The sequence below is a fragment of the Rhodococcus sp. LB1 genome (assembly GCF_001583455.1).
Classification (GTDB): Bacteria; Actinomycetota; Actinomycetes; order Mycobacteriales; family Mycobacteriaceae; genus Rhodococcus_F; species Rhodococcus_F opacus.
Genome location: NZ_LTCZ01000412.1, coordinates 59,350 through 80,452, shown reverse-complemented (window position 1 = coordinate 80,452; position 21,103 = coordinate 59,350). Strand labels below are relative to the sequence as shown.

Here is a 21,103-nt window from a genome sequence, read left to right as displayed (position 1 = left end):
AACTGCATGGTGTTCGCAGTGGGCGTTGTTCTCTTCGCCCTCGGGATCGCGCTGTCGATCGCACTTCACGAAGCGGGGCACATGTGGGTGGCGCAGGCCACCGGCATGAAGGTCCGCCGGTACTTCATCGGTTTCGGACCCAAGGTCTTCTCCTTCCGCCGCGGTGAGACCGAGTACGGGCTCAAGGCGCTCCCACTCGGCGGGTTCTGCGACATCGCCGGGATGACGGCGCTGGACGAACTCGACCCGGACGAAGAAGACCGGGCCATGTACAAGAAGCCGACCTGGAAGCGCCTCGCGGTGATGTCCGGCGGCATCGGCATGAACTTCGTCCTCGGGCTCGTGCTGGTCTACGTCCTCGCCGTCGGGTGGGGGCTGCCCGATCTCAACCGGTCCACCGACGCGGTCGTCGGTTCGGTCGGGTGTGCTGCGCCCACCCAGGGTCCCGGCCCCGACTACGCCCTGTCCGAGTGCACCGGACCGGGCCCCGCCGAGCAGGCGGGCATCAGGACCGGCGACGTCATCACCGCGGTCGACGGCAAGGACACGCCCTCGTTCGCCGACGTGGCCGCCGCCACGCGTTCGCTGTCCGGTCCGGTGGACTTCACCATCGAGCGGGACGGCGAAGAGCAGACGATCGTCGTCCCGGTCCAGCAGGTGCAGCGCTGGGTCCAGGAGGAGGGGGACACCGAACCCCACGAGGCGACGGTCGGTGCCATCGGCATCGGCGCGACCCCGAGCGTCGTCGAGCACTCGGCGCTCTCGGCGGTGCCCGCCTCGTTCGAGTTCACCGGCGACATGTTCGTGATGACCGCCGAGCGGCTGGTGCAGATGCCGAGCAAGGCCGTCGACCTGTGGCACGCGGTGACGGGCGGCGAACGCGACCCGGAGACCCCGATCTCCGTATACGGCGCCAGCGTCATCGGCGGTCAGATCGCCGAACAGGGCATCTGGGAAGCGTTCGTGCTGCTGCTCGCGAGCCTGAACTTCTTCCTCGGGATGTTCAACCTCCTGCCGCTGCTGCCGCTCGACGGCGGGCACATGGCGGTCACCGTGTACGAGCGGGTCCGGGACTGGTTCCGCAGCAGGCGCGGACTGCCCAGCGGGGGACCCGTCGACTACATGAAACTTCTGCCCGTCACCTATGTGGTGATCGTCATAGGCGGCGCATACATGCTCCTCACCCTGACCGCCGACATCGTCAACCCGATCAAGCTCTTCCAGTGATCGCTAAACTCGGACTTGAAGCTACGAAAGAAGGCACCCACGTGACCAGCCCTGTCGGATTGGGTATGCCCGAAGGCCCGGCCGCCGTTCTCGCCCCCCGCCGCAAGACTCGCCAGCTCCAGGTCGGAACTGTCGGTGTCGGCAGCGACTTCCCGGTATCCGTGCAGTCGATGTGCACCACCAAGACCCACGACATCAACGCCACCCTGCAGCAGATCGCGGAACTCACGGCGTCGGGCTGCGACATCGTCCGTGTGGCCTGCCCACGGCAGGAGGACGCCGACGCGCTCGCGACCATCGCGAAGAAGAGCCAGATCCCGGTCATCGCCGACATCCACTTCCAGCCCCGGTACATCTTCGCCGCCATCGAGGCGGGCTGCGCGGCCGTCCGCGTGAACCCCGGCAACATCAAGGAGTTCGACGGACGCGTCAAGGAGGTCGCGAAGGCCGCGGGCGACGCAGGCATCCCGATCCGCATCGGTGTCAATGCCGGTTCCCTCGACCCGCGCCTGATGCAGAAGTACGGCAAGGCCACGCCGGAGGCGCTCGTCGAGTCCGCGCTGTGGGAGGCGGGACTGTTCGAGGAACACGGGTTCGGCGACATCAAGATCTCGGTGAAGCACAACGACCCGGTGATCATGGTCGAGGCCTACCGGCAGCTGGCGGCGCAGTGCAACTACCCGCTGCACCTCGGGGTGACCGAGGCCGGTCCGGCCTTCCAGGGCACGATCAAGTCGGCGGTGGCGTTCGGTGCGCTGCTGGCCGACGGCATCGGCGACACCATCCGGGTGTCGCTGTCCGCTCCGCCCGCCGAGGAGATCAAGGTCGGCACGCAGATCCTGCAGTCGCTGAACCTGCGGCCCCGGAAGCTCGAGATCGTCTCCTGCCCGTCGTGCGGGCGCGCCCAGGTAGACGTGTACACGCTCGCCGACGAGGTCACCGCCGGTCTCGAGGGCATGGAGATCCCGCTGCGCGTGGCCGTCATGGGGTGCGTCGTCAACGGTCCCGGTGAGGCCCGCGAGGCCGACCTGGGTGTCGCGTCCGGCAACGGCAAGGGGCAGATCTTCGTCAAGGGCAAGGTCATCAAGACCGTGCCGGAGGCGCAGATCGTCGAAACTCTCATCGAGGAAGCCATGCGGATCGCCGAGGAGATGGAGGGTGATGCGACGTCCGGATCACCCGTCGTGACGGTCAGCTGAGTCGGCGCAGGCAGCGGCCAACGAAACGTCTCCCGTTTCCGGCGAGTTCATGGCAATCTGGTGGGCAGGTCCACTAGCTGACAAGGTTGGGTAGATGCTCAAGCTCCTCGGTGCCAAACAGTTGAGCAGTCGGGACGCAGCACACGTGCTCCGCGTTCTCGACGCCGATCCTGTCGCCGCCTGCATGGTTGCCGCTCGCGTAGAAGAGGGCGGCATCGATCCCCGGATGATCCACGGAGAGTTGTGGAGTCGGGGCGGGCCGCTCGAGTCGTTGTGCTTCTCGGGCGCGAATTTCGTGCCGCTGCGTGGCAGCATCGACGACATGCGGGCGTTCGCCGACCGGGCCTGTCGCACCCCGCGCATGTGTTCGTCGCTGGTCGGCCGGGCCGAACTGACGTTGCCGCTGTGGGAGATGCTCGAGATGGATTGGGGGCCTGCCCGCGAGGTCCGGCCCGACCAGCCGCTGCTGGCGCTGGCGAGTACCCCGCAGTGCCGCCCGGACCCCTTGGTCCGGCAGGTGCGGATGCACGAACTCGAGCAGTACCTGCCTGCCGCGGTCGCGATGTTCATCGAAGAGGTCGGCATCGATCCCCGCGCCAACGACGGAGGACGAGGGTACCGGCGCCGCGTCGCCAATCTCATCGCCGCCGGCCGGGCGTGGGCCAGATTCGACGACGGTCAGGTGGTGTTCAAGGCCGAGGTCGGCTCGGTGTCCTCCCGGGTGGGGCAGATCCAGGGTGTGTGGGTGCATCCGATGTATCGCGGGCACGGGTTCGGGGCGGCGGGTACCGCGACGGTCGCGGAGGCCGTCATCGCGGAGGGCCGCATCGCCAGCCTCTACGTCAACAGCTTCAACACGGTGGCCCGCAGCGCGTACGCGCGCATCGGCTTCAGCCAGGTCGCGACGTTCGCCACAATTCTCCTGGACTGACTCGCTGTCCGCCTACCGTGTCGGCGGTGTCCGCCGACATAGCATGGGCGGCGATGAACCTGCGGCCATATTCTCGCTTACGCGTCGTCCAGTCGATCGCCCTGTGCGGCGCCGCTGTGCTGACGGTGGGTCTCACGGCGTGCACGCCGAGACCGGACGGTCCGGAACCGGCCGCGCAGGCGTTTCTGACGGCCTTCGCCGAGCAGGATTCGGGGCAGGCCGCCGATCTGTCGGATCGTCCCGACGTCGCCCGCCAGGCCCTCGAGTCCGCGTGGACGTCGCTGCAGGCCGAGTCTCTCGACGCCCGGACGACGGACGTTCACGTCAGCGGTGACACGGCCACCGTCGGGTACACGTACGAATGGCATCTGCCGAAGGACCGGGTGTGGACGTATTCGGGTGAACTCCAGATGGGGCGGCGCGGCGGAGACTGGGCCGTGCGCTGGAGTTCCACCAACGTCCATCCCCGGCTGGGTGACCGGCAGACGATGTCGCTGCGTTCCACGGCCGCCCCGCGGGCGCGGGTCAACGAGCATTCGGGGTCGGACGTCCTCGTCCCCGGCGTGGTGTACCGCGTGAAGTTCGATGCGGCGCAGTCGGGCAACGTGATCGGCAGTGCCCAGTCCCTCGCGTCGGCGCTCGCCACGTTCGACAACACGCTCACTGCGCAGTCGATCGCCGAATCGGCGACGGCGGTCAAGGGCGACTACCTCGTCACGAGGCTGCGGTCGGACGACTACGAACAGGTCGCCGGCGTGCTCGGCGCCATTCCCGGTGTGAGCGTGTCCGACGAGGCGGATCTCGTGGCCACCGACCGGAACTTCGCACCCGATCTGGTCGGTCAGGTGAAGAAGACCGTGATCGACGAGGTCGACGGCAAGGCCGGCTGGAGTGTGGTGACGGTCAACCAGAACGGTGTCGACACGGACGTGCTCACCGAGACGGCGCCGCAGACCTCCCCGTCGTTCTCGATCAGCCTCGACCGTCCCATCCAGATCGCCGCGCAGAACGCCGTCAATGCTCGCACCGACCAGACGATGATGGTCGTCATCCAGCCGTCGACCGGCGACGTCCTGGCCGTCGCGCAGAACAAGGCCGCGGACAGGGACGGCCCGGTCGCGCTCACCGGCCTGTATCCGCCCGGTTCGACGTTCAAGATCATCACCGCGGGCGCCGCGATCTCGTCGGGCATCGCGACACCCGACACGATGGTGCCGTGTCCGGGACGCATCGAGATCGGTGAGCGCAGCGTCCCGAACTACAACGAATTCGCGCTCGGCACCGTGCCGATGGCCACGGCGTTCGCCCGCTCCTGCAATACGTCGTTCGCGAAACTCGCCAGCGAGATGCGTCCCGACGCGCTGACGGTCGCTGCGTCGCAGTACGGTATCGGCCCCGACTACGAAGTGGTGGGCCTGCCCACCGACTCGGGTTCGGTGCCGCCTGCCGAGGATCTGGTGCAGCGAACCGAGGACGGATTCGGTCAGGGCAAGGTGGTGGTCAGCCCGTTCGGGATGGCGTTGGCCGCCGCGACCATCGCGCACGGTTCGACGCCCGTGCCGCGGTTGATCGCCGGACGGGAAACCACGATCGACGGCGAGCATCCGCAGATCAGCCCGGAAATGGTCGACGGCCTGCGCGGGATGATGCGCCTCGTGGTGACGAGCGGTACCGCCGAGCGGATCGAAGACCAGGGCGAGGTGTACGGCAAGACGGGTGAGGCCGAGGTCGACGGCGGTTCGCACGCCTGGTTCGTCGGCTACCGCGGCGACCTCGCGTTCGCGACGCTGGTGGTGCGCGGCGGCAGTTCCGACAACGCCGTCGCCGTCACCCGCGACATGTTCGCCGCGCTGCCCGAGGGGTACTGACGCGGGCCGCTGTCCACCGATCGAGGGACAGCGGAATTCATCCTGTTCAGGGGCTGATCGGTGGACAGACGCTGCCGCCGGGGCGGTCCATAGTTGGTTGCAGACGGAAGAACCCGCACAGTCGGGATCGAAAAGCCAACGTGGACAGGAAGTCGGACCATGACCATCAGTGCAGAAGTGAATCGCGTGGAGACAGCGAACGGTACCCGGAGGGTGTTGTTCGTTGGGCGCCCGGGCGGCGGCACCGAGCTGACGCGGTGGGTTGCGTTGCGGCAGTGGGCTTCCGACCGCGGAATCGAATCGATCAGCGAATGTGAGGGTGACGTCGTCTGCGCGATCGCGACCGAGGACGTCCTGGACGGACTCTGTTCGCCGTCCGATGCGATGGCGATGCAGCTGGCGCGGGCTCGAGGGGTGCCCTGCGTCGGCGTTCGCGACGCACACGTACTCGAAGATGCGATCTGACATGGGCTTCGAGATCATCGAGCGCGGCGAGACCCTGGTGGCCGGTCTGCCCGTGCGAAGCCCCCAGCGCGCGTTGGGGAAGCTGAGCGACCCGCGCCTGGACCGCGCATGGACGAGAGTGCTCCACCACGAGGTCGGGGGGCCGCTCGCCTCCACCTACATCGACTTCGCTCCCGACGTCGAGTCGTATTACACCCAGATCGTCGGGTACGAGTGCGCGACGGTGGACGACGCCACGCGGGGTCACGTCATTTCGCGGATCCCGCCCGGCACGTACGCCAAGTTCTCCTCGCGGGGAATGTTTCCCGACGTGATGCTGCGGCTGTGGGCGCAGGTCAGCGAGGCGGAGACGAACGGCGACATCGAGCGGACGTACACCGGGGACCTCGAAGCGTATCCGCACGCCTACGCCGTGGACCTGTACATTCCGATCCACGTGGACGAGTCCGGGGCGCCGTCGAGTGCGATGGGTGAGAAGCGATGATCGAGATCGTCAAGCGGCAGGCCGAATCGTTTGTGGGCCTGACCATTCCCGAAGGCAAACCCGGACGACCCGGGCCGGGCCGCGAACTCGTCGACTACACGGTGGAGCGGATCAGGGATCGGGGGATCTCCGAGATCTTCGTCGTCTACGCGGCCTCCCCGCCGCCGCGCACGTTCACGGTGGTCGTCGGATATCCGTGCGATTCGCCCGACAAGATGGAGCCCGGCGACGTCCTGGTCGGCGTACGTTCCGGCTATTTCGCCCGATTCTGTTGCGAGGACGAATCGGAACCGGATGCGCTCGCCGAGACGTGGAGCGTCGCCGACTACGCGGCGGCGCGCGGCCGGATCGAACGCGCCTTCACCGAGGACCTCGAGGTGCATCATCCGGACGGGTCCGTCGATCTGTTCCTCTCACTGCATTGAGCGGCGACCGGGCGGGTCACTCGTGCTCGGCGAGTTTCTCGGGGTCGATCTGGGGCCCGCCCTTGCCGAGCCTCTTGTTCACGAGGACGGTCCCGGCCCACAGCACGACACCGATTCCGAGGAGAACGCCCGCGATCTGGTACTGCACCGCGGGACGGTCGGCGAAAGGAGTGACGAGGAAGCCACACGTGAGGGCGCCGATGATCGGAAAGATGGTCGGCACCCGGAAATGCTTGTGCTCCACCGGCTGCTTGCGCAAGACGAGCACGGTGATGTTGACGATGGTGAACACGCCCAGCAGCAGCAGTGCGGTGGTGCCGCCGAGTTCGGGGACCTCACCGACGAACGTGATGAGGCCGAAGGCGAGGATCGTGGTGAAGACGATGGCCACGTACGGCGTGCGCCGGGTGGCGTGAACCTTGCCGAGCGGGGGAGGCAGGACACCCTCGCGGCTCATGCCGTACAGCAACCGGCTCGCCATCAGCATGTTGATCAGTGCCGTGTTGGCGACGGCGAACATGGTGATGAACGCGAAGATCCCGATCGGGAACCCGGGCGCCCCGGCCTGAACGACCTTCAGCAGCGGAGTGTCACCCTCGCCGAGTTCGGCCACCGGCACGAGCGCGATCGCGGTGATCGACACGAACACGTAGATGCAGCCGGTGATGATCAGGCCGGTCAGCAGGACCTTGGGGAAGATGCGGCTCGGCTCCTTGCATTCTTCGGCCATGTTGACCGAGTCCTCGAACCCGACCATCGCGAAGAAGGCGAGGGCGGTTCCCGCGACGACCGCGCCGAGTGCGGATCGGTCGCCGGTGTCGAACGTGGCCACCCGGGAGAAGTCGCCGTCGCCGACGCCGAGGGCCCACAGCCCGATCATGATGATGATCAGGAGGCCGGACAGCTCGACACAGGTGAGTACGACGTTGGTCTTGACGCTCTCGCTGACCCCGCGGAAGTTGACGAGCCCCACCAGCGTCATGAAGCCGAGACCGAGCAGGGTGATGCCGATCCCGGTGGAGAAGTCGAGGTGGAACGCCTCGACGAAATTGGCGGCGAACGCCCGCGACGCCGTCGACGCGGACGTGATTCCCGAGCACATCACCGCGAACGCGACCATGTACGTGAGGAAGTGCACCCCGAACGCCTTGTGCGTGTACAGCGCGGCGCCGGCGGCCTTCGGGAACTTGGTGACCAGCTCCAGATAACTGAATGCGGTGATGATCGCGACGACGAACGCCACCAGGAACGGCAGCCACACCGCGCCCCCGACCTGGTTGGCGACCTTGCCGGTGAGCGCGTAGATCCCGGTACCCAGGATGTCGCCGACGATGAACAACAGCAGCAGCCCTGGGCCCATCACCCGTTTGAGGCTCGGCTGTTCGGGCGAATTCGAATCCGGTGCGTTCGAACTCGTGGCGTCCGCTGTCGATCCCATGATCCACCGCCTTTCGCTACCGCCTGCGTCCCTCGTTCGAGAAGACTGTGTTCGCTAGGGGAGCAGCCCGAGCCTGCGCGCGGTCACCACCGCCTCGTGCCGCGACCGTGCGTCGAGCTTGCTCATGGCACTACGCAGGTAACTCTTGACCGTCTCGGGTCCCACCGAGAGGCGCTGTGCTGCTTCGCTGTTGGTGCATCCCAGGGCCACGTGGGACAGGACGTCGATCTCACGTGGAGTGAGGCGGACGCCGGGGTCCTCGTCGCCGCCGTCGGCGTCCGGCCGCAGAATGCCCGCCAGTCGCTGCGACAACCCACGGAGACGGGCCTGCAACGAGGTGTCGGCGACGGTCTGCGCCACACTCCGCAGCTCCGCGTGGATGTCGCGGAGCTCCTCGGTGGTGGCGCCGCCGGCACCGCCCACGTCGAGCGTCTTCATCATCTCGAGGCGGCGATCGACCTCGTCCCGGATGGCGATCTCGGTGCCGAGGCGCCGGGATGCCGCGACGACGATGTCGGCGGTGCGGTCGCCGATCGGTGCGCAGTCGCGGATGGCGGCGTAGAGCACGGCGCGCGAGCTGCCCCGCACCATGACCGGTACCGCGAGGATGGACCGGAGCCCCTCACTGAGGACGGGCCGGTCGTAGTGGTGGGTAATGGTCGAGGAGCGGCCGTAGTCGTTGACCGCCGCCGGTGTGCGCTGGGCGACCACGCGGCCGCCGAGACCGGAACGCGAGGGGATGGCGAGGCCCTTGAGGTTGTTGGTGCGAGTGCCGACGAACTCGCTGAGGTGCAGTGTGCCGTCCTGGACCTCGCCGCCGAACAGGACCGGCGCGACGCCGTGAGCTGCGATGGAGCGCAGCTCACCGCGAAGTGCGTCCCCGTCCCGAGGGCGCAGCAGCGACGGTGCACGAGCAACCAAGTCGGTCACCCCTTTCCGGGGGTAGTCACAGCGGTCTGTGAGCTAGATCATAACCGTAGTGAGTTCGGGCGAGGGCCCGACCATCTGTCACGGGCCATGAGAGCACAAGGAGTACCGCATGACCACCGATCCCACCGCACGCGTGCGTGAGCTGCTGGACCAGTACGACACGCCGACGGCGTCCGCCGCGGAACTGCTGTGTGATCGACACCCCGCCGACGACGTGGCATTCACCGTCGTCGAATCGGATCTGTCGTCGACGGACCTCACCTACGGCTACCTGCGCGAGCAGTCGACGCGATTCGCCGCCGCACTCGCGGACCTCGGCGTCGAGCCGGGTGACCACGTCGCGACGCTGATGGGCAAGTCGGCCGAACTGGTCGTCGCGCTGCTCGGCATCTGGCGCCGGGGTGCCGTCCACGTTCCCCTGTTCACCGCGTTTGCGCCGCCCGCGATCGCGTTCCGGCTGGGTGCGAGCGGGGCGAAGGTCGTCGTCTCCGACGCCAACCAGCTCGACAAGCTGACCCCCGGGGAGGACATCCCCGCGGACGCGTCCTGGCAGGTCGTCGTCGTGGGCGGGGCCGGCTGCGATGCTCTCGACTTCGCGACGCTGGTGGAGTCGCACGACGCCGCGGATGCGAAGGGTGCGGCCGTCACGGTCGGCGGCGACGGACCCCTCGTCCAGTTGTTCACGAGCGGCACGACCGGAACACCGAAGGGAGTGCCGGTGCGGCTGCGGGCCCTCGCGTCGTTCCACGCCTACCAGGAGTTCGGCCTCGACGTCCGCAAGGACGACGTGTTCTGGAACGCCGCCGACCCCGGCTGGGCCTACGGCCTCTACTACGCCCTGCTCGGACCCCTCGCCGCGGGCACCCGCAGCATCCTGCTGCACGCCGGATTCTCCGCGCCCCTCACCTGGCAGGTGATGGAACGCTTCGGCGTCACCAACTTCGCCGCCGCGCCGACGGTCTACCGCAGCCTGCGGGCCGACCCCACGCCGATCCCCGAGACGGTGACACTGCGACGCGCGTCGTCGGCGGGTGAACCGCTCACTCCCGACGTGATCTCGTGGGCCGAGGCCAACCTGAACGTGTTCGTGCGCGACCACTACGGCCAGACCGAGCACGGCATGTTCATCGCCAACTCCTGGGCCGACGGACTGCGGGAAGAGGTGCGCGACGGGTCCATGGGCAAACCACTGCCGGGGTGGGCGTGCGCCGTGCTCGAGGACGACTCCGACGCGATCGCCCCGCCGCGGACCCCCGGCCGGGTGGCGATCGACACCCTGGGCAGCCCGCTGATGTGGTTCACCGGCTACGTCGACGCCCCGGAGAAGACCGCGCAGCGGTTCACCGCCGACGGTCGCTGGTACCTCACCGGCGACGCCGGGCAGACCGACGAGGACGGCTTCTACTTCTTCTCCGCCCGCGACGACGACGTGATCATCATGGCCGGCTACCGGATCGGGCCCTTCGACGTGGAGAGTGTGCTCGTCATGCACGACGACGTCGTCGAGGCTGCGGTCGTCGGGATGCCCGACGAGTTGCGGGGTGAGGTACTCGAGGCGTTCGTGGTCCTGCGCGACGGCGTCGACGGGACCGACGAACTGGAGGTCGAGCTGCAGACGCTGGTGAAGAAGAAGTTCGCGGCGCACGCCTACCCGCGCACCGTGCATTTCGTCCCCAACCTGCCGAAGACCCCCAGCGGCAAGGTGCAGCGGTACCTGCTCCGCCAGAAGTAGGCCCTCCGGGCCCGTGCGCCTTTCCGGTAGCTCCAGCTACCGGAAAGGCGCACGGGTGCGTCAGCGCCTGCGGAGGCGGCCGACGACCAGCAGGGCGAGGAGGGTGACCGCCAACAGCAGGGTGGTGTCGGCGGCGGCGAGGAACACCTGACCGCGGTCGGTGAGCCCGAAGATGCTCACCGGCAACGTCTTCCATGTTGCCGGATACACCATCACGGTGGCGCCCAGTTCGCCCATCGACAGCGCGATCGACAGGCCCGCGGCGGCGCCGAGCGCAGGGAGCAGGAGCGGCAGCGTGATCCGCAGCAGGACGCGGGTGGGACCGGCGCCGAGGGATTCGGCCGCCTGCCGGTAGGCCGGATCGAGCCGGTCCAGTGCCGCCGACACGGCACTGAACGTGAAGGCCAGCACGAGGATCGTGTGCGCCAGGATCACGATCCACTTGGTTCCGCCGAGCAGGAGCGGCCGCGAGTTGAACGTGATCAGCAGACCCAGACCGATCGCCACGGACGGGATCGCGATCGGCAGGTGAAAGACGGCGTCGGTGATGCGGCGCAACCACGCCGGCGCCTCCCGCGCAGCGAGTGCCGCCCACGTCCCGACCACCAGCGCCAGTGCGCCCGCGACGAACGCCGTCTGCAGGCTGACGGCAAGGCTGGCGAGATTCTCGTCGGACAGTGCCGCCGCGAAGTTCCGGCCGCCGAGGTTCGAGGGCAGTGGGCCCGTCCAGGATCCGGCCAGCGCGGCAGCGACCACGGTGGCGATCGGTGCCGCGAACACGACGGTCACCACCAGTGCGAACAGGCTCAGGGTCAGCGCCCTAGATCTTGTCGTCCACAGCAGCACGGCTGCCTCCCGTCAGCTTCGCGAACACGAATCGGTACGTGCAGTACAGGGTCAGCGACAGCGCCACCTGGACGGTGGCGATCACGGCGGCGCCCGGCAGGTCGAACGTGACGATGCCGCGCGTGTAGATCAGGACGGGCAGCGTCACCACGTCCTTGGCGCCCGTGAACAGGACGATGCCGAACTCGTTGAGGGTGAGCAGCAGCACCAGCGATCCACCCGCCATCAGTGCGGGCCATGCCTCGGGCATCACCACGGTCCGGAGTACCCGCAGCGGCGACGCCCCGAGACTGGCGGCGACGTCGAGTTGTTCGCGGGGGATCTGGGTGAACGCGGCGAGCAGGGGGCGGACGACGAACGGCGTGAAGAACGTGATCTCCGCGGCGATCACCCCGAGTGGGGTGCCGAGGAAGTTCAGCGGTCCGTCGGCGTCGCCGGTGATCCGCGCGATCAGCGCGTTCACTGCCCCCGCCGTGCCATAGAGGAACGTGAACGCCAGCGTGATCAGGAACGACGGCAGCGACAGCACCGCATCGATCAGCCGTCCCACGACCTTCGATCCCGTGAACGGGACGAACGCCAGCACGAGCGCCAGTAACGTGCCGAGGATCAGGCAGCCGAGGGTGGAGAGGGCGGCGATCTGCACCGTCCGCCACAGCGCCGTGCGGAACAGTTCCGACCCGAGGACGCCGGACCAGGTGTCCAGACCCGAACCGGTATCGGAGTCGAGGGATTCGGTGAGCACCCGGGCCATCGGGTAGGCGGCAAGTCCAAGTACGAGCAGCAGGGGTGGGAGCGTCCACGCGATGCCCCGCCACCGGACCGGCTCGGGGCGGGGCGGGGCCGTCGCGGCGGGCGGACGCTCGAGGGTCGCGGTCATGTCGCCGGCACCAGGACGCTGCCGTCGGACGGGAACTGCACGCCGACGACGGTGCCCGGAGCGCGCTGGTCGTGACCGGACACGTCCGCGTCCACCTGCACTCCCTCGAAGTCGTCGACGGCGAGTGTGATCCGCGTGGTCGATCCCCGCCACACCGTCGAGACGATCCGCGCCGAGAACGAACCCCGCGCGCCGGGCGCGGTCAGCGTCACCGCATGCGGGCGGACACACAGGAACGCGGGCAGGTCCGACTCCCATTCCACGTGCCCGATGTCGGGTTGAGGGGCGGTGGCAGTGACGGGAACACCGCCGATCGACACGAGCGCCGACGTCCCGATCACCCGGGTGACGGTGCACGGCAGCAGGTTGGCACCGCCGAGGAATTCCGCGGTGAAACTGCTCGGCGGCCGCTTCCAGAGGTTCTCGGCGGTGTCGATGTCGGCGAGCCGTGAGTTCCGCATGACGGCGATCCGGTCGGCCAGCGCCAGCGCCTCGCTCTGATCGTGCGTGACGTAGAGCATCGCGGTGTCGGGCAGGGCCGCACGCAGTCGCGAGAGCTCACCGAGCATGCTCTCGCGCAGTTGCGCGTCCAGCGCGGCGAGTGGTTCGTCGAGCAGCAGGACTGCGGGCCGGATCGCGAGGGCCCGCGCGATCGCGATCCGCTGCTGCTGTCCGCCCGACAGTTCACGCGGCAGGCGTTTGCCGTAGGCGGCCATGTCGACCATGTCGAGGGCCTCGGCCACCCGCGCGCCGATCTCCGCCCGCGGCACCCGATGGGAGCGGAGGCCGAACGCGACGTTGTCGGCCACCCGCATGTGCGGGAACAGCGCGTACGACTGCACCACGACGCCGATTCCCCGTTTCGCGGGCGGTAGGTCGGTGACGTCGCGGGATCCGAGCCGCACGGAACCCGAAGTGGGGCGGACGAATCCCGCGAGCGCCTTGAGCGCGGTCGACTTCCCGGACCCGCTGGGGCCGAGCAGGGCCACCGTCTCACCGCGGCCGACGCGCAGGTTGAAATCGATCAGGGCGTGGGTGACGCCCTTCCCGCGGCCGTAGGCGACGGTGACGCGGTCGAACGTGACGGCCGGCGCGGAGAAATCGGTGGCTCCGCGGACCGCGGTGGTGTACGACGGGTCTACCCGCCTGGCTGGAAGTCCCGACACGATCAGCTCCCGGTGGCCTTCTGGTACGCGGCGACGTCCGAATCGAGTTCGGTGAGTACGTCGTTCCAGTTCGGCGACCACACCTGGACCCCCTGCAGTGCCCGCGCCGGGGCGCTCTGGCCCGCGGCGGCGCGCACGTCCTCGCGGACCGGCATGCCGAGCGCCTCGTCGGCGACCGTCTTCTGCGACTCCTCGGCGAGCAGGAACTCCATCAGCTGCCTGCCCTGCTCGCTGCGGGGCGCCCCCTTCGCAAGACCCATCACGTACGGCAGGGCGACGGTGGTGCGGGTGGTGCCGTCCGCGGCAGCGGGGAAGAAGAGGTCGAATTTCGAGCCGTCGTCGGCGATCGACGTGAGGTTCATCTGCACGTCACCGTTGGCCACGAGCAGTTCGCCGTTGCTGACCTTCGGCTGCAGCTTGCCGGTCGAGGACGACGGTCCCACGTTGTTGGCCTGCAGCTTCGCGAGGTAGTCGAGCGCGCCCTCCTTGCCCCTCAGATGCTGCAGGAGCAGCAGCACTGCGGTGCCGTCGCCGGCCTGGCCGGGGGTGGAGTATTGGATCTTGCCCTCGAACTGGTCGGACAGCAGGTCGTCCCAGGTCCGGGGAGCAGGTGCGGCCGCCGGGTTGGCGATGAAGGACAGGTAGTTCTCGACGACGGGAACGTAGTGACCGGCCGCGTCCTTCTCCGCCGCGGGAACCGCGGAGGTGTCGACACCGCTCGGAACGAGGAGTCCCTGGGAGTCGGCCTTCTGGATGAATGGCGGCAGCGTCACGACGACGTCGGCCTGCGGGTTCGACTGTTCCTTCTCGAGACGAGAGACGACTTCGCCGGATCCGGCCTCGACGAGGTTCACCGCGATTCCGGTCTGTGCGGTGAAGGCGTCGAAACGCGACTGGTACCAACCGGACAACCCGTCGGCGCTGTAGACGGTGACCGTGTCGGTGCCCGAATCGGCGGCGGTGCCGGTTCCGCCGCAGGCGGTTCCGAGGGTGAGGAGGGTCGCGGCCAGCGCGGCCGCGACGATCCGGGGACGAAGACGCATGGGGTGTTCCTAACGATGAGGGGACTGTGAAAAGGAGCTTGCCGTTTGGTCTAGACCATTGGGCCACTGCGAGGAGAACGCCGGGTGAACAATTGGTATAGACCATTTTTCGGGTACGCTCGGCCGCATGAACGACGACGGCAGCGCGTCCGGAGAGTCCGTGCTGATCGAAACTGCCGGGGCACTGTGGTCGCTGCGCGACGTCTACGACGGCGAGGCGATCGACGAACTCGACCACGCCCTCCAGTCCGCGGGGCGGGCGATGGACGACGGTGCCGACGACGAGTTGATCCTCGCCGCCGCACTGCACGACATCGCCCGCAGTCCCGCGCTCGGGTTTCCCGACGACTGCGCGCACGATCGCGAGGCGCGTGACTGGCTCACGCCGCGATTCGGGGAACGCGCCGGGTGGCTCGCCGGGGCGCACGTCGCGGCCAAGCGCTATCTGGTGGCCACCGAATCCGGTTATGCGGCAACCCTCTCCGCGCAATCGGTGACGACATTGGAAGTTCGGGGCGGCGCCGCCGTGGACGCCGCGTTCACCGGCCACCCGTACTGGCCCGACGCCGTCCGGCTCCGGCGCTACGACGACGCCGCGAAAATCCCCGGGGCGCAGGCCCCGAGCGTCCCCGACGTGATCGCCGTCGCGCGCAGAGTGCGGCTTGCGGTGACAGCCACGCTATGACGGAAACGCCGAACGTCCCCAAGTACTACCGGGTCCGCACCGAACTCGAGTCGATCCTCGCCGAACTCGAGGTGGGCGACGCGATCCCTGCGGAGCGGGAACTGGCCCTGCGGTTCACGGTGTCCCGCGAAACGGTGCGGCAGGCCATCCACGAACTGCTGGTCGAGGGTCGCGTCGAGCGTCGCGGCCGCGGCACCGTCGTCGCCAGCCCGAAGCTCGTGCAACCGCTGTCGTTGCGGTCCTACACCGAGGGTGCGGTCAGTCAGGGCCGGGTGCCCGGGCGCGAACTGGTGACGTTCGAGGAACTCGGCGCCGACGCGGATCTCGCCGAGGCGCTCGGTCTCGCGTTCGGAGCGCCGGTCATCCACCTCGAACGCGTCCTGCTCGCGGACGACGAGAAGATCGGGCTCGAGAGCACCCATCTGCCCGCCGGCCGGTTCGGGGAGATGGCGCGCCGATTCGATCCGGGTACCTCGCTGTACGCGGCGATCCGCGAGACCGGCGTGGTGTTCGCGTCGGCGACCGAGCGGATCGAGACCGTGCTGGCCTCCCCGCGGGAGGCCGCGCTGCTCGACTCGACCACCGCGATGCCGATGCTTCGGCTCCACCGCGTCTCGCTCGACACCGACGGCGTGCCGATCGAACGGGTGCGTTCCCTCTACCGCGGCGACCGGATCGCCTTCCTCACCACACTGCGGGAGTGACGTCGACGCGCCCGACGGGTCCGGAGGCGACCGGGCCGTGCACGGGGCTAACCTGGTACCCATGTCTGTCCGCACAGCACTGAGCCCCGGAACCGTGTCTCCCGTCCTCGCCGTACCGGCGGGGATCGAGCGTCCCGAGTACGCGTGGAAGCCCACGGCGAAGGAAGGCAACGAGCCGTGGGTTCAGACCCCGGAGACCATCGAGGCCATGCGGGTGGCGAGCAAGATCGCCGCCCGGGCCCTGCAGGAGGCCGGTAAGGCGGTGGCGCCGGGTGTCACCACCGACGAGCTCGACCGCATCGCGCACGAGTACATGATCGATCACGGCGCCTATCCGTCGACGCTCGGCTACAAGAGCTTCCCCAAGTCGTGCTGCACGTCGCTGAACGAGGTGATCTGCCACGGCATCCCCGACTCGACGGTGATCCAGGACGGCGACATCGTCAACATCGACGTCACCGCCTACATCGGCGGCGTGCACGGAGACACCAACGCCACGTTCCTCGCCGGGGACGTCGCCGAGGAGAACCGGTTGCTGGTGGAGCGGACCCACGAGGCGACGATGCGCGCCATCAAGGCCGTCAAGCCGGGCCGCGCGCTCAACGTCATCGGCCGCGTCATCGAGTCGTACGCGCACCGCTTCGGCTACGGCGTGGTCCGCGACTTCACCGGACACGGCATCGGCACCACCTTCCACAACGGCCTCGTCGTCCTCCACTACGACGAGCCCTCCGTGGACACGGTCATCGAACCCGGCATGGTGTTCACGATCGAACCGATGATCAACCTCGGCGACATCGGCTGGGAGATCTGGGACGACGACTGGACCGTCGTCACCAAGGATCGCAAGTGGACGGCTCAGTTCGAGCACACCATCGTGGTCACCGAGACCGGCAACGAGATCCTCACCCTGCCTTGAGCGAGAGCCGGTGGAAGGGCGCCCTGCTCGTCGCCGGCACCACGTCCGACGCGGGCAAGAGTGTGCTCGTCGCGGGAGTGTGCCGGATGCTCGCGCGGCGAGGTGTCCGGGTGGCGCCGTTCAAGGCGCAGAACATGTCGAACAACTCCGTCGTCACGCTGGACGGCGGCGAGATCGGCCGGGCGCAGGCCCTGCAGGCCGCGGCCTGCGGACTGGAGCCGAGTGTCCGCTTCAACCCCGTGCTGCTGAAGCCGGGTAGCGACCGCACGTCGCAACTGGTGGTGCGCGGCCGCGCGGTGACGACCGTCGGAGCCCGCGACTACATCGAGCACCGGCAGCACCTGCGCGCGGTGGTGGCCGAGGAACTGGGCTCGCTGCGCGCCGAGTACGACGTCGTGATCTGCGAGGGAGCGGGCTCACCCGCCGAGATCAACCTGCGAGCCACGGACCTCGCGAACATGGGCCTCGCCCGGGCCGCCGACCTGCCGGTGGTCGTCGTCGGCGACATCGACCGCGGTGGAGTGCTCGCCCACCTGTTCGGCACCGTGGCGGTCCTCGAGCCCGAAGACCAGGCGTTGATCGCGGGATTCGTGATCAACAAGTTCCGCGGCGACGTGTCGTTGCTGGCGCCGGGCCTCGAGCAGTTGACGGCCATGACGGGACGCCCGACGCTCGGGGTGATTCCCTTCGCCGAGGACCTGTGGCTCGACGCGGAGGATTCGCTCGGTGTGGTGGCGGACGCCCCGGTCGGACGTCCGGCACCACCGATCGGCGACGACTGGCTGCGCGTGGCCGCGATCCGCCTGCCCCGCATCTCCAATTCGACGGACGTCGAGGCGCTCGCGTGCGAACCCGGGGTGTCGGTGCGCTGGGTCACCGACCCGTCGCGGCTGGAGGACACCGACCTGATCGTCCTGCCCGGCAGCAAGTCGACCGTGTCGGATCTGGAATGGTTGCGCCGCAACGGCATCGCGGATGCGATCGCCGCGCACGCGAAACGCGGCGGCCCGGTGCTCGGCGTGTGTGGCGGCTACCAGATGCTCGGTTCCGTGATCGTCGACGACGTCGAATCCGGCCGGGGTACGGTGGCCGGCCTCGGACTGCTCGACCTCGAGGTCGAGTTCGCCCCGGACAAGGTGCTCGCGCAGGCGCGCGGCGACGCCCACGGAGTTCCGGTGTCCGGGTACGAGATCCATCACGGCCGGGTGCGGCGCAACGGCGACCAGCCGCTGCTCCACGCGAGCAGCGGCGCCGCGGAGGGCAGTATCCGCGGCGCCGTCTACGGCACGCACTGGCACGGACTGCTCGAGACCGACCGCTTCCGCCGGCTCCTACTGGACGACGTGGCCGAACACGCGGGGAGAACTGGTTTCGTCACTGCGCCGGACACGGATGTCGCCGCGATCCGGACGGCTCAACTCGATCTGCTGGCGGACCTGGTGGAGCAGAATCTCGATCTCCGCGCCCTCGAGGACCTCCTCGGCGCGGGCGCCCCGAAAATCCTCCCGGCCATCGCGTCGACCCTGGTGCGTTAGGCCGTCGCGCGCCGGACGAGTGCCCACGCCGCGACGATCCCTGCCACCGCGGCCAGTGCCGGAAGCCACACCAGCGGCACCGACCGGGGCACGTCGGCGAACCAGTGGCCGATGTCCGGCCACCACTTCTGCCACGTGATCACGAACGCGGCGGCGCCCGCGGCGAGGAGAGTGCCGACGCCGAGCGTGAAGAGTCCCACCACCCGCCACCGGTGATGCAGTGCGCCCAGGAACATTCCCGCCGCCGCCGTCAGCGACAGGAAGGCGAAATCGGCGGCCAGCTGGATCGCCGGGTCGGACGTGAAGTAGTTGGGTATCGCGAACATCCGCATCCCGACACCCCAGCCGCCGGTGGCCTCCTCGATCAGCGACAGTCCGTAGAGCATCACCCCGAACACGAAGACCTGGACGGCGGCGACGATCAGGGTGGCCGCGAAATAGTCGCGCCGGGTGACGCTCATCCCCAGTGCGAATGGGAACGTCTGTGTCATGGCCTGCAGGTAGAACACGAGGGCGAACCCGAACAGCGAGAAGACGCCGCCGGTGAAGTTGGTGTCGCTGCCGGTGTCGCCGACCATCGCGAAGATGGCCGCCCCGATCGTGAACGACGCGACCAGCACGCCCAGTGGCCACGCGACGAGCAGGGGCCAGGCGACGGTGTGGATGCGGGAGACGGTCAGGACCCGGTTCGTCATCGTGCGTCCTCCTTGGTGGCCGTGGTGCTGCGGACCACGAGTTGTTGAAGGCTGAGCGGCTCGAAATGCAGGCCGTCGTCCATCGCTCGGTCCCGTTCGGAGTCCGACAGGCTGGCCTGCACGGTCGCCCGTTCGTGATTGCCCAGCGATTCACGGTGCAGGACAGTCTTGTTCGAGGTGAAGTCGGCGACAAGCGGGGCCAGGCCGGAGACGACGACGGCGCCTTCCCGAAGCGCGTCGGTGTCCTCGTCGAGGACGATCCGTCCCTTGTCGATCAGGATCACGTGTTCGATCAGGTCGCTGACCTCGTCGATGAGGTGTGTGGAGAGCACGACCGTGCGCGGGTGTTCGGCGTAGTCGGCGAGAAGGCGGTCGTAGAAGAGGTGCCGTGCCACCGCGTCGAGGCCGAGATACGGCTCGTCGAACAGGGTGAGCGGTGCGCGGGAGGCCAGACCGACCGTCACACCGAGCGCGGACGTCATGCCCCGCGACAACTTCTTCACCTTGCGGCACAACGGAAGATCGAAATCCTCCAGCAGTGTCTGTGCGAGTTCCTCGTTCCAGCGGGGGAGCAGGTGCCGTGCGGTCGCGAGGACGTGCCCGACCCTGAAGTCGTCCGGGTACTTCTGGCTCTCCTTGACGAAGCAGACGTCGGTGAGTACCCGGGAATTCTCGTGCGGGTCCTGACCGAAGATCTCGACCACGCCCGAAGTCTGGAACTCCTGGCCGGTGAGGATCTGCATGAGCGTGGTCTTGCCGGCGCCGTTTCGGCCGAGGAGACCGTAGATCTTGTTCTCCTGCAGGGAGAAGTCGATCCCGTCGAGTGCGACGAAGTCGCCGAATCTCTTGCCGAGGCCCCGCGCCGAGGCGACCGTCTTCGTGTCGAACGCTGTGCCGATCATCGTGCTCCCTCCCGTTGGTCGAGCATGGTCTTGAGTTCGGCGATGCTGACGCCGAGTTTGTCCGCCTCGGTGACGAGCGGATCGATGAACTGGCGCGCGAACCGCTCGCGTCGCCGGAAGCGCAGCGCGTTCCGGGCGCCGGAGGTGACGAACATTCCGATTCCCCTCTTCTTGTAGAGGATCCCGTCGGCGACGAGCTGATTCAGTCCCTTGGCTGCGGTCGCCGGGTTGATCCGGTGGAAGGCGGCGAGCTCGTTGGTGGACGGCACCTGGCCTTCCTCGGGAAGGGTTCCGTCGATGATCGAGTTCTCGACGAGTTCTGCGATCTGCTGGAACAGCGGTCTGCCGTTGTCGATCATCGACGCCCGCCCCGCCGGTTGATCGGTTCATTACTCATGTAATGAACCATAGAACCAGGGAGGTCCGAGCGCAAGACGTCCCCGATCGCGTAGTTTTTAGCCCATGGAACTGACGCACGTGGCGGTGGGAAATGGAACCTGCACGGTCCGCATCGACGGACCGGAGAGCAAACACACCGTTCTCCTGCTACCGGGGGCCGGCGACGGACCGGATGTCTACGACGGCGTCTGCGAGCGCCTGCACAATTCCGATCTGCGCACGATCGTGCCCGAGGACATCACCGGTCTCGACGAGACGACGATCATGGCGCTGCTCGACGAACTGAAGGTCGGGTGGGTCAACCTCGTCGGCAGCCGGGAAGGAGCCGAACTGGCGTGGTCGCTGGCGGCTCGCCAGTTCGGACGCTTCGCCAGCCTCGTGGTGGCCGACCGGGGGCATCCGGCCGCACCCGACGCCGCCGGTGCGGTGCGCGGATCCGACTGCCCGCCGGTCGAACTCCCCACGACCGTGATGATCGGCAGCCCCGACCGGCGTGCCGAGGCGGATGCGAGCGGACGCTTCGTCTACTCCGACTTCCGCGTCGTACAACTCGACAACGTCACCAACGTCCCGGCGGCCGCGGCGGCGGAGCTGGCCACCGAGATCGTTCTCCGCACCAGCCCCTGGTAG

Annotated in this window: 22 protein-coding genes; 13 read left to right on the top strand and 9 right to left on the bottom strand. The window is 68.3% G+C overall.

Going from position 1 to position 21,103, the window contains the following annotated elements; translation table 11 throughout:
* Window positions 1-6: 6 nt before the first annotated feature.
* The 7 genes from AZG88_RS41435 (at window position 7) to AZG88_RS41405 (ending at window position 6,599) form a co-directional block, all read left to right on the top strand.
* Window positions 7-1,227: a M50 family metallopeptidase gene (locus AZG88_RS41435; RefSeq protein WP_005240555.1), complete on the top strand. Its 1,221-nt coding sequence runs from the start codon at window positions 7-9 to the stop codon at window positions 1,225-1,227.
* Window positions 1,228-1,268: 41 nt separating this feature from the next.
* On the top strand, window positions 1,269-2,426 hold the full coding sequence (gene ispG / locus AZG88_RS41430) for a flavodoxin-dependent (E)-4-hydroxy-3-methylbut-2-enyl-diphosphate synthase (RefSeq protein WP_005240557.1): 1,158 nt from the start codon (window positions 1,269-1,271) through the stop codon (window positions 2,424-2,426).
* Between the two features lie 94 nt (window positions 2,427-2,520).
* Window positions 2,521-3,357 (top strand): GNAT family N-acetyltransferase, encoded by an 837-nt coding sequence (locus tag AZG88_RS41425; RefSeq protein WP_005240559.1) that lies wholly within the window; start codon window positions 2,521-2,523, stop codon window positions 3,355-3,357.
* 53 nt (window positions 3,358-3,410) lie between these two features.
* Complete coding sequence (locus AZG88_RS41420; protein WP_179443162.1) at window positions 3,411-5,225, top strand: penicillin-binding transpeptidase domain-containing protein; 1,815 nt, start codon at window positions 3,411-3,413, stop codon at window positions 5,223-5,225.
* Between the two features lie 159 nt (window positions 5,226-5,384).
* On the top strand, window positions 5,385-5,690 hold the full coding sequence (locus AZG88_RS41415; RefSeq protein ID WP_037179142.1) for a hypothetical protein: 306 nt from the start codon (window positions 5,385-5,387) through the stop codon (window positions 5,688-5,690).
* 1 nt (window position 5,691) lies between these two features.
* Window positions 5,692-6,174 (top strand): GyrI-like domain-containing protein, encoded by a 483-nt coding sequence (locus AZG88_RS41410; RefSeq protein WP_061701005.1) that lies wholly within the window; start codon window positions 5,692-5,694, stop codon window positions 6,172-6,174.
* Window positions 6,171-6,599: a GyrI-like domain-containing protein gene (locus AZG88_RS41405; protein WP_005240566.1), complete on the top strand. Its 429-nt coding sequence runs from the start codon at window positions 6,171-6,173 to the stop codon at window positions 6,597-6,599. The genes AZG88_RS41410 and AZG88_RS41405 overlap by 4 nt, the downstream gene beginning before the upstream one ends.
* 16 nt (window positions 6,600-6,615) lie before the next feature.
* On the opposite strand, the gene AZG88_RS41400 is transcribed toward AZG88_RS41405, so the two are convergent.
* Together AZG88_RS41400 and AZG88_RS41395 are read right to left on the bottom strand one after the other, a co-directional pair.
* Window positions 6,616-8,037 carry an APC family permease gene (locus AZG88_RS41400; RefSeq protein WP_061701004.1) on the bottom strand — a complete coding sequence of 474 codons (1,422 nt, stop codon included), beginning with the start codon at window positions 8,035-8,037 and terminating at the stop codon, window positions 6,616-6,618.
* A 54-nt stretch (window positions 8,038-8,091) separates the two neighbouring features.
* Complete coding sequence (locus AZG88_RS41395) at window positions 8,092-8,967, bottom strand: helix-turn-helix transcriptional regulator (protein ID WP_061701003.1); 876 nt, start codon at window positions 8,965-8,967, stop codon at window positions 8,092-8,094.
* Between the two features lie 109 nt (window positions 8,968-9,076).
* Between AZG88_RS41395 and AZG88_RS41390 the strand changes: the two genes are divergently transcribed.
* Entirely contained in the window at window positions 9,077-10,699 is a 1,623-nt protein-coding gene (locus AZG88_RS41390) for an AMP-binding protein (protein ID WP_061701002.1), read from the top strand.
* Window positions 10,700-10,759: 60 nt separating this feature from the next.
* Here AZG88_RS41390 and AZG88_RS41385 read toward each other — a convergent pair whose 3' ends face one another.
* Genes AZG88_RS41385 through AZG88_RS41370 form a run of 4 tightly spaced genes read right to left on the bottom strand, consistent with a single transcriptional unit; the run spans window position 10,760 to window position 14,634 of the window.
* A complete protein-coding gene (locus tag AZG88_RS41385; protein WP_061046010.1) occupies window positions 10,760-11,545 on the bottom strand; it encodes an ABC transporter permease in 786 nt (261 codons plus the stop codon).
* Window positions 11,520-12,425: a 2-aminoethylphosphonate ABC transporter permease subunit gene (locus tag AZG88_RS41380; RefSeq protein ID WP_005240575.1), complete on the bottom strand. Its 906-nt coding sequence runs from the start codon at window positions 12,423-12,425 to the stop codon at window positions 11,520-11,522. Before AZG88_RS41380 ends, AZG88_RS41385 begins: the two co-directional genes overlap by 26 nt.
* Entirely contained in the window at window positions 12,422-13,591 is a 1,170-nt protein-coding gene (locus tag AZG88_RS41375; RefSeq protein ID WP_061701001.1) for an ABC transporter ATP-binding protein, read from the bottom strand. The genes AZG88_RS41380 and AZG88_RS41375 overlap by 4 nt, the downstream gene beginning before the upstream one ends.
* 2 nt (window positions 13,592-13,593) lie before the next feature.
* Window positions 13,594-14,634, bottom strand: a complete 1,041-nt coding sequence (locus AZG88_RS41370) for a 2-aminoethylphosphonate ABC transporter substrate-binding protein (RefSeq protein ID WP_005240579.1) — start codon at window positions 14,632-14,634, stop codon at window positions 13,594-13,596.
* A 127-nt stretch (window positions 14,635-14,761) separates the two neighbouring features.
* Between AZG88_RS41370 and AZG88_RS41365 the strand changes: the two genes are divergently transcribed.
* From AZG88_RS41365 to AZG88_RS41350, 4 genes are all read left to right on the top strand, one after another.
* Window positions 14,762-15,319, top strand: a complete 558-nt coding sequence (locus tag AZG88_RS41365) for a hypothetical protein (RefSeq protein ID WP_061701000.1) — start codon at window positions 14,762-14,764, stop codon at window positions 15,317-15,319.
* On the top strand, window positions 15,316-16,023 hold the full coding sequence (locus AZG88_RS41360; protein ID WP_005240583.1) for a GntR family transcriptional regulator: 708 nt from the start codon (window positions 15,316-15,318) through the stop codon (window positions 16,021-16,023). The genes AZG88_RS41365 and AZG88_RS41360 overlap by 4 nt, the downstream gene beginning before the upstream one ends.
* Window positions 16,024-16,084: 61 nt before the next feature.
* Window positions 16,085-16,942 (top strand): type I methionyl aminopeptidase, encoded by an 858-nt coding sequence (gene map, locus AZG88_RS41355; RefSeq protein ID WP_005240585.1) that lies wholly within the window; start codon window positions 16,085-16,087, stop codon window positions 16,940-16,942.
* Entirely contained in the window at window positions 16,939-18,477 is a 1,539-nt protein-coding gene (locus AZG88_RS41350; protein WP_061700999.1) for a cobyric acid synthase, read from the top strand. The genes map and AZG88_RS41350 overlap by 4 nt, the downstream gene beginning before the upstream one ends.
* Here AZG88_RS41350 and AZG88_RS41345 read toward each other — a convergent pair.
* The 3 genes from AZG88_RS41345 to AZG88_RS41335 are packed head-to-tail and all read right to left on the bottom strand — an operon-like array spanning window position 18,474 to window position 20,433.
* Complete coding sequence (locus AZG88_RS41345) at window positions 18,474-19,172, bottom strand: hypothetical protein (protein ID WP_061046013.1); 699 nt, start codon at window positions 19,170-19,172, stop codon at window positions 18,474-18,476. The genes AZG88_RS41350 and AZG88_RS41345 overlap by 4 nt on opposite strands.
* A complete protein-coding gene (locus tag AZG88_RS41340; protein ID WP_061700998.1) occupies window positions 19,169-20,074 on the bottom strand; it encodes an ABC transporter ATP-binding protein in 906 nt (301 codons plus the stop codon). Before AZG88_RS41340 ends, AZG88_RS41345 begins: the two co-directional genes overlap by 4 nt.
* Window positions 20,071-20,433: a GntR family transcriptional regulator gene (locus tag AZG88_RS41335; protein ID WP_005240593.1), complete on the bottom strand. Its 363-nt coding sequence runs from the start codon at window positions 20,431-20,433 to the stop codon at window positions 20,071-20,073. Before AZG88_RS41335 ends, AZG88_RS41340 begins: the two co-directional genes overlap by 4 nt.
* A gap of 103 nt (window positions 20,434-20,536) precedes the next feature.
* Between AZG88_RS41335 and AZG88_RS41330 the strand changes: the two genes are divergently transcribed.
* Window positions 20,537-21,103 (top strand): alpha/beta fold hydrolase, encoded by a 567-nt coding sequence (locus AZG88_RS41330; RefSeq protein WP_025432360.1) that lies wholly within the window; start codon window positions 20,537-20,539, stop codon window positions 21,101-21,103.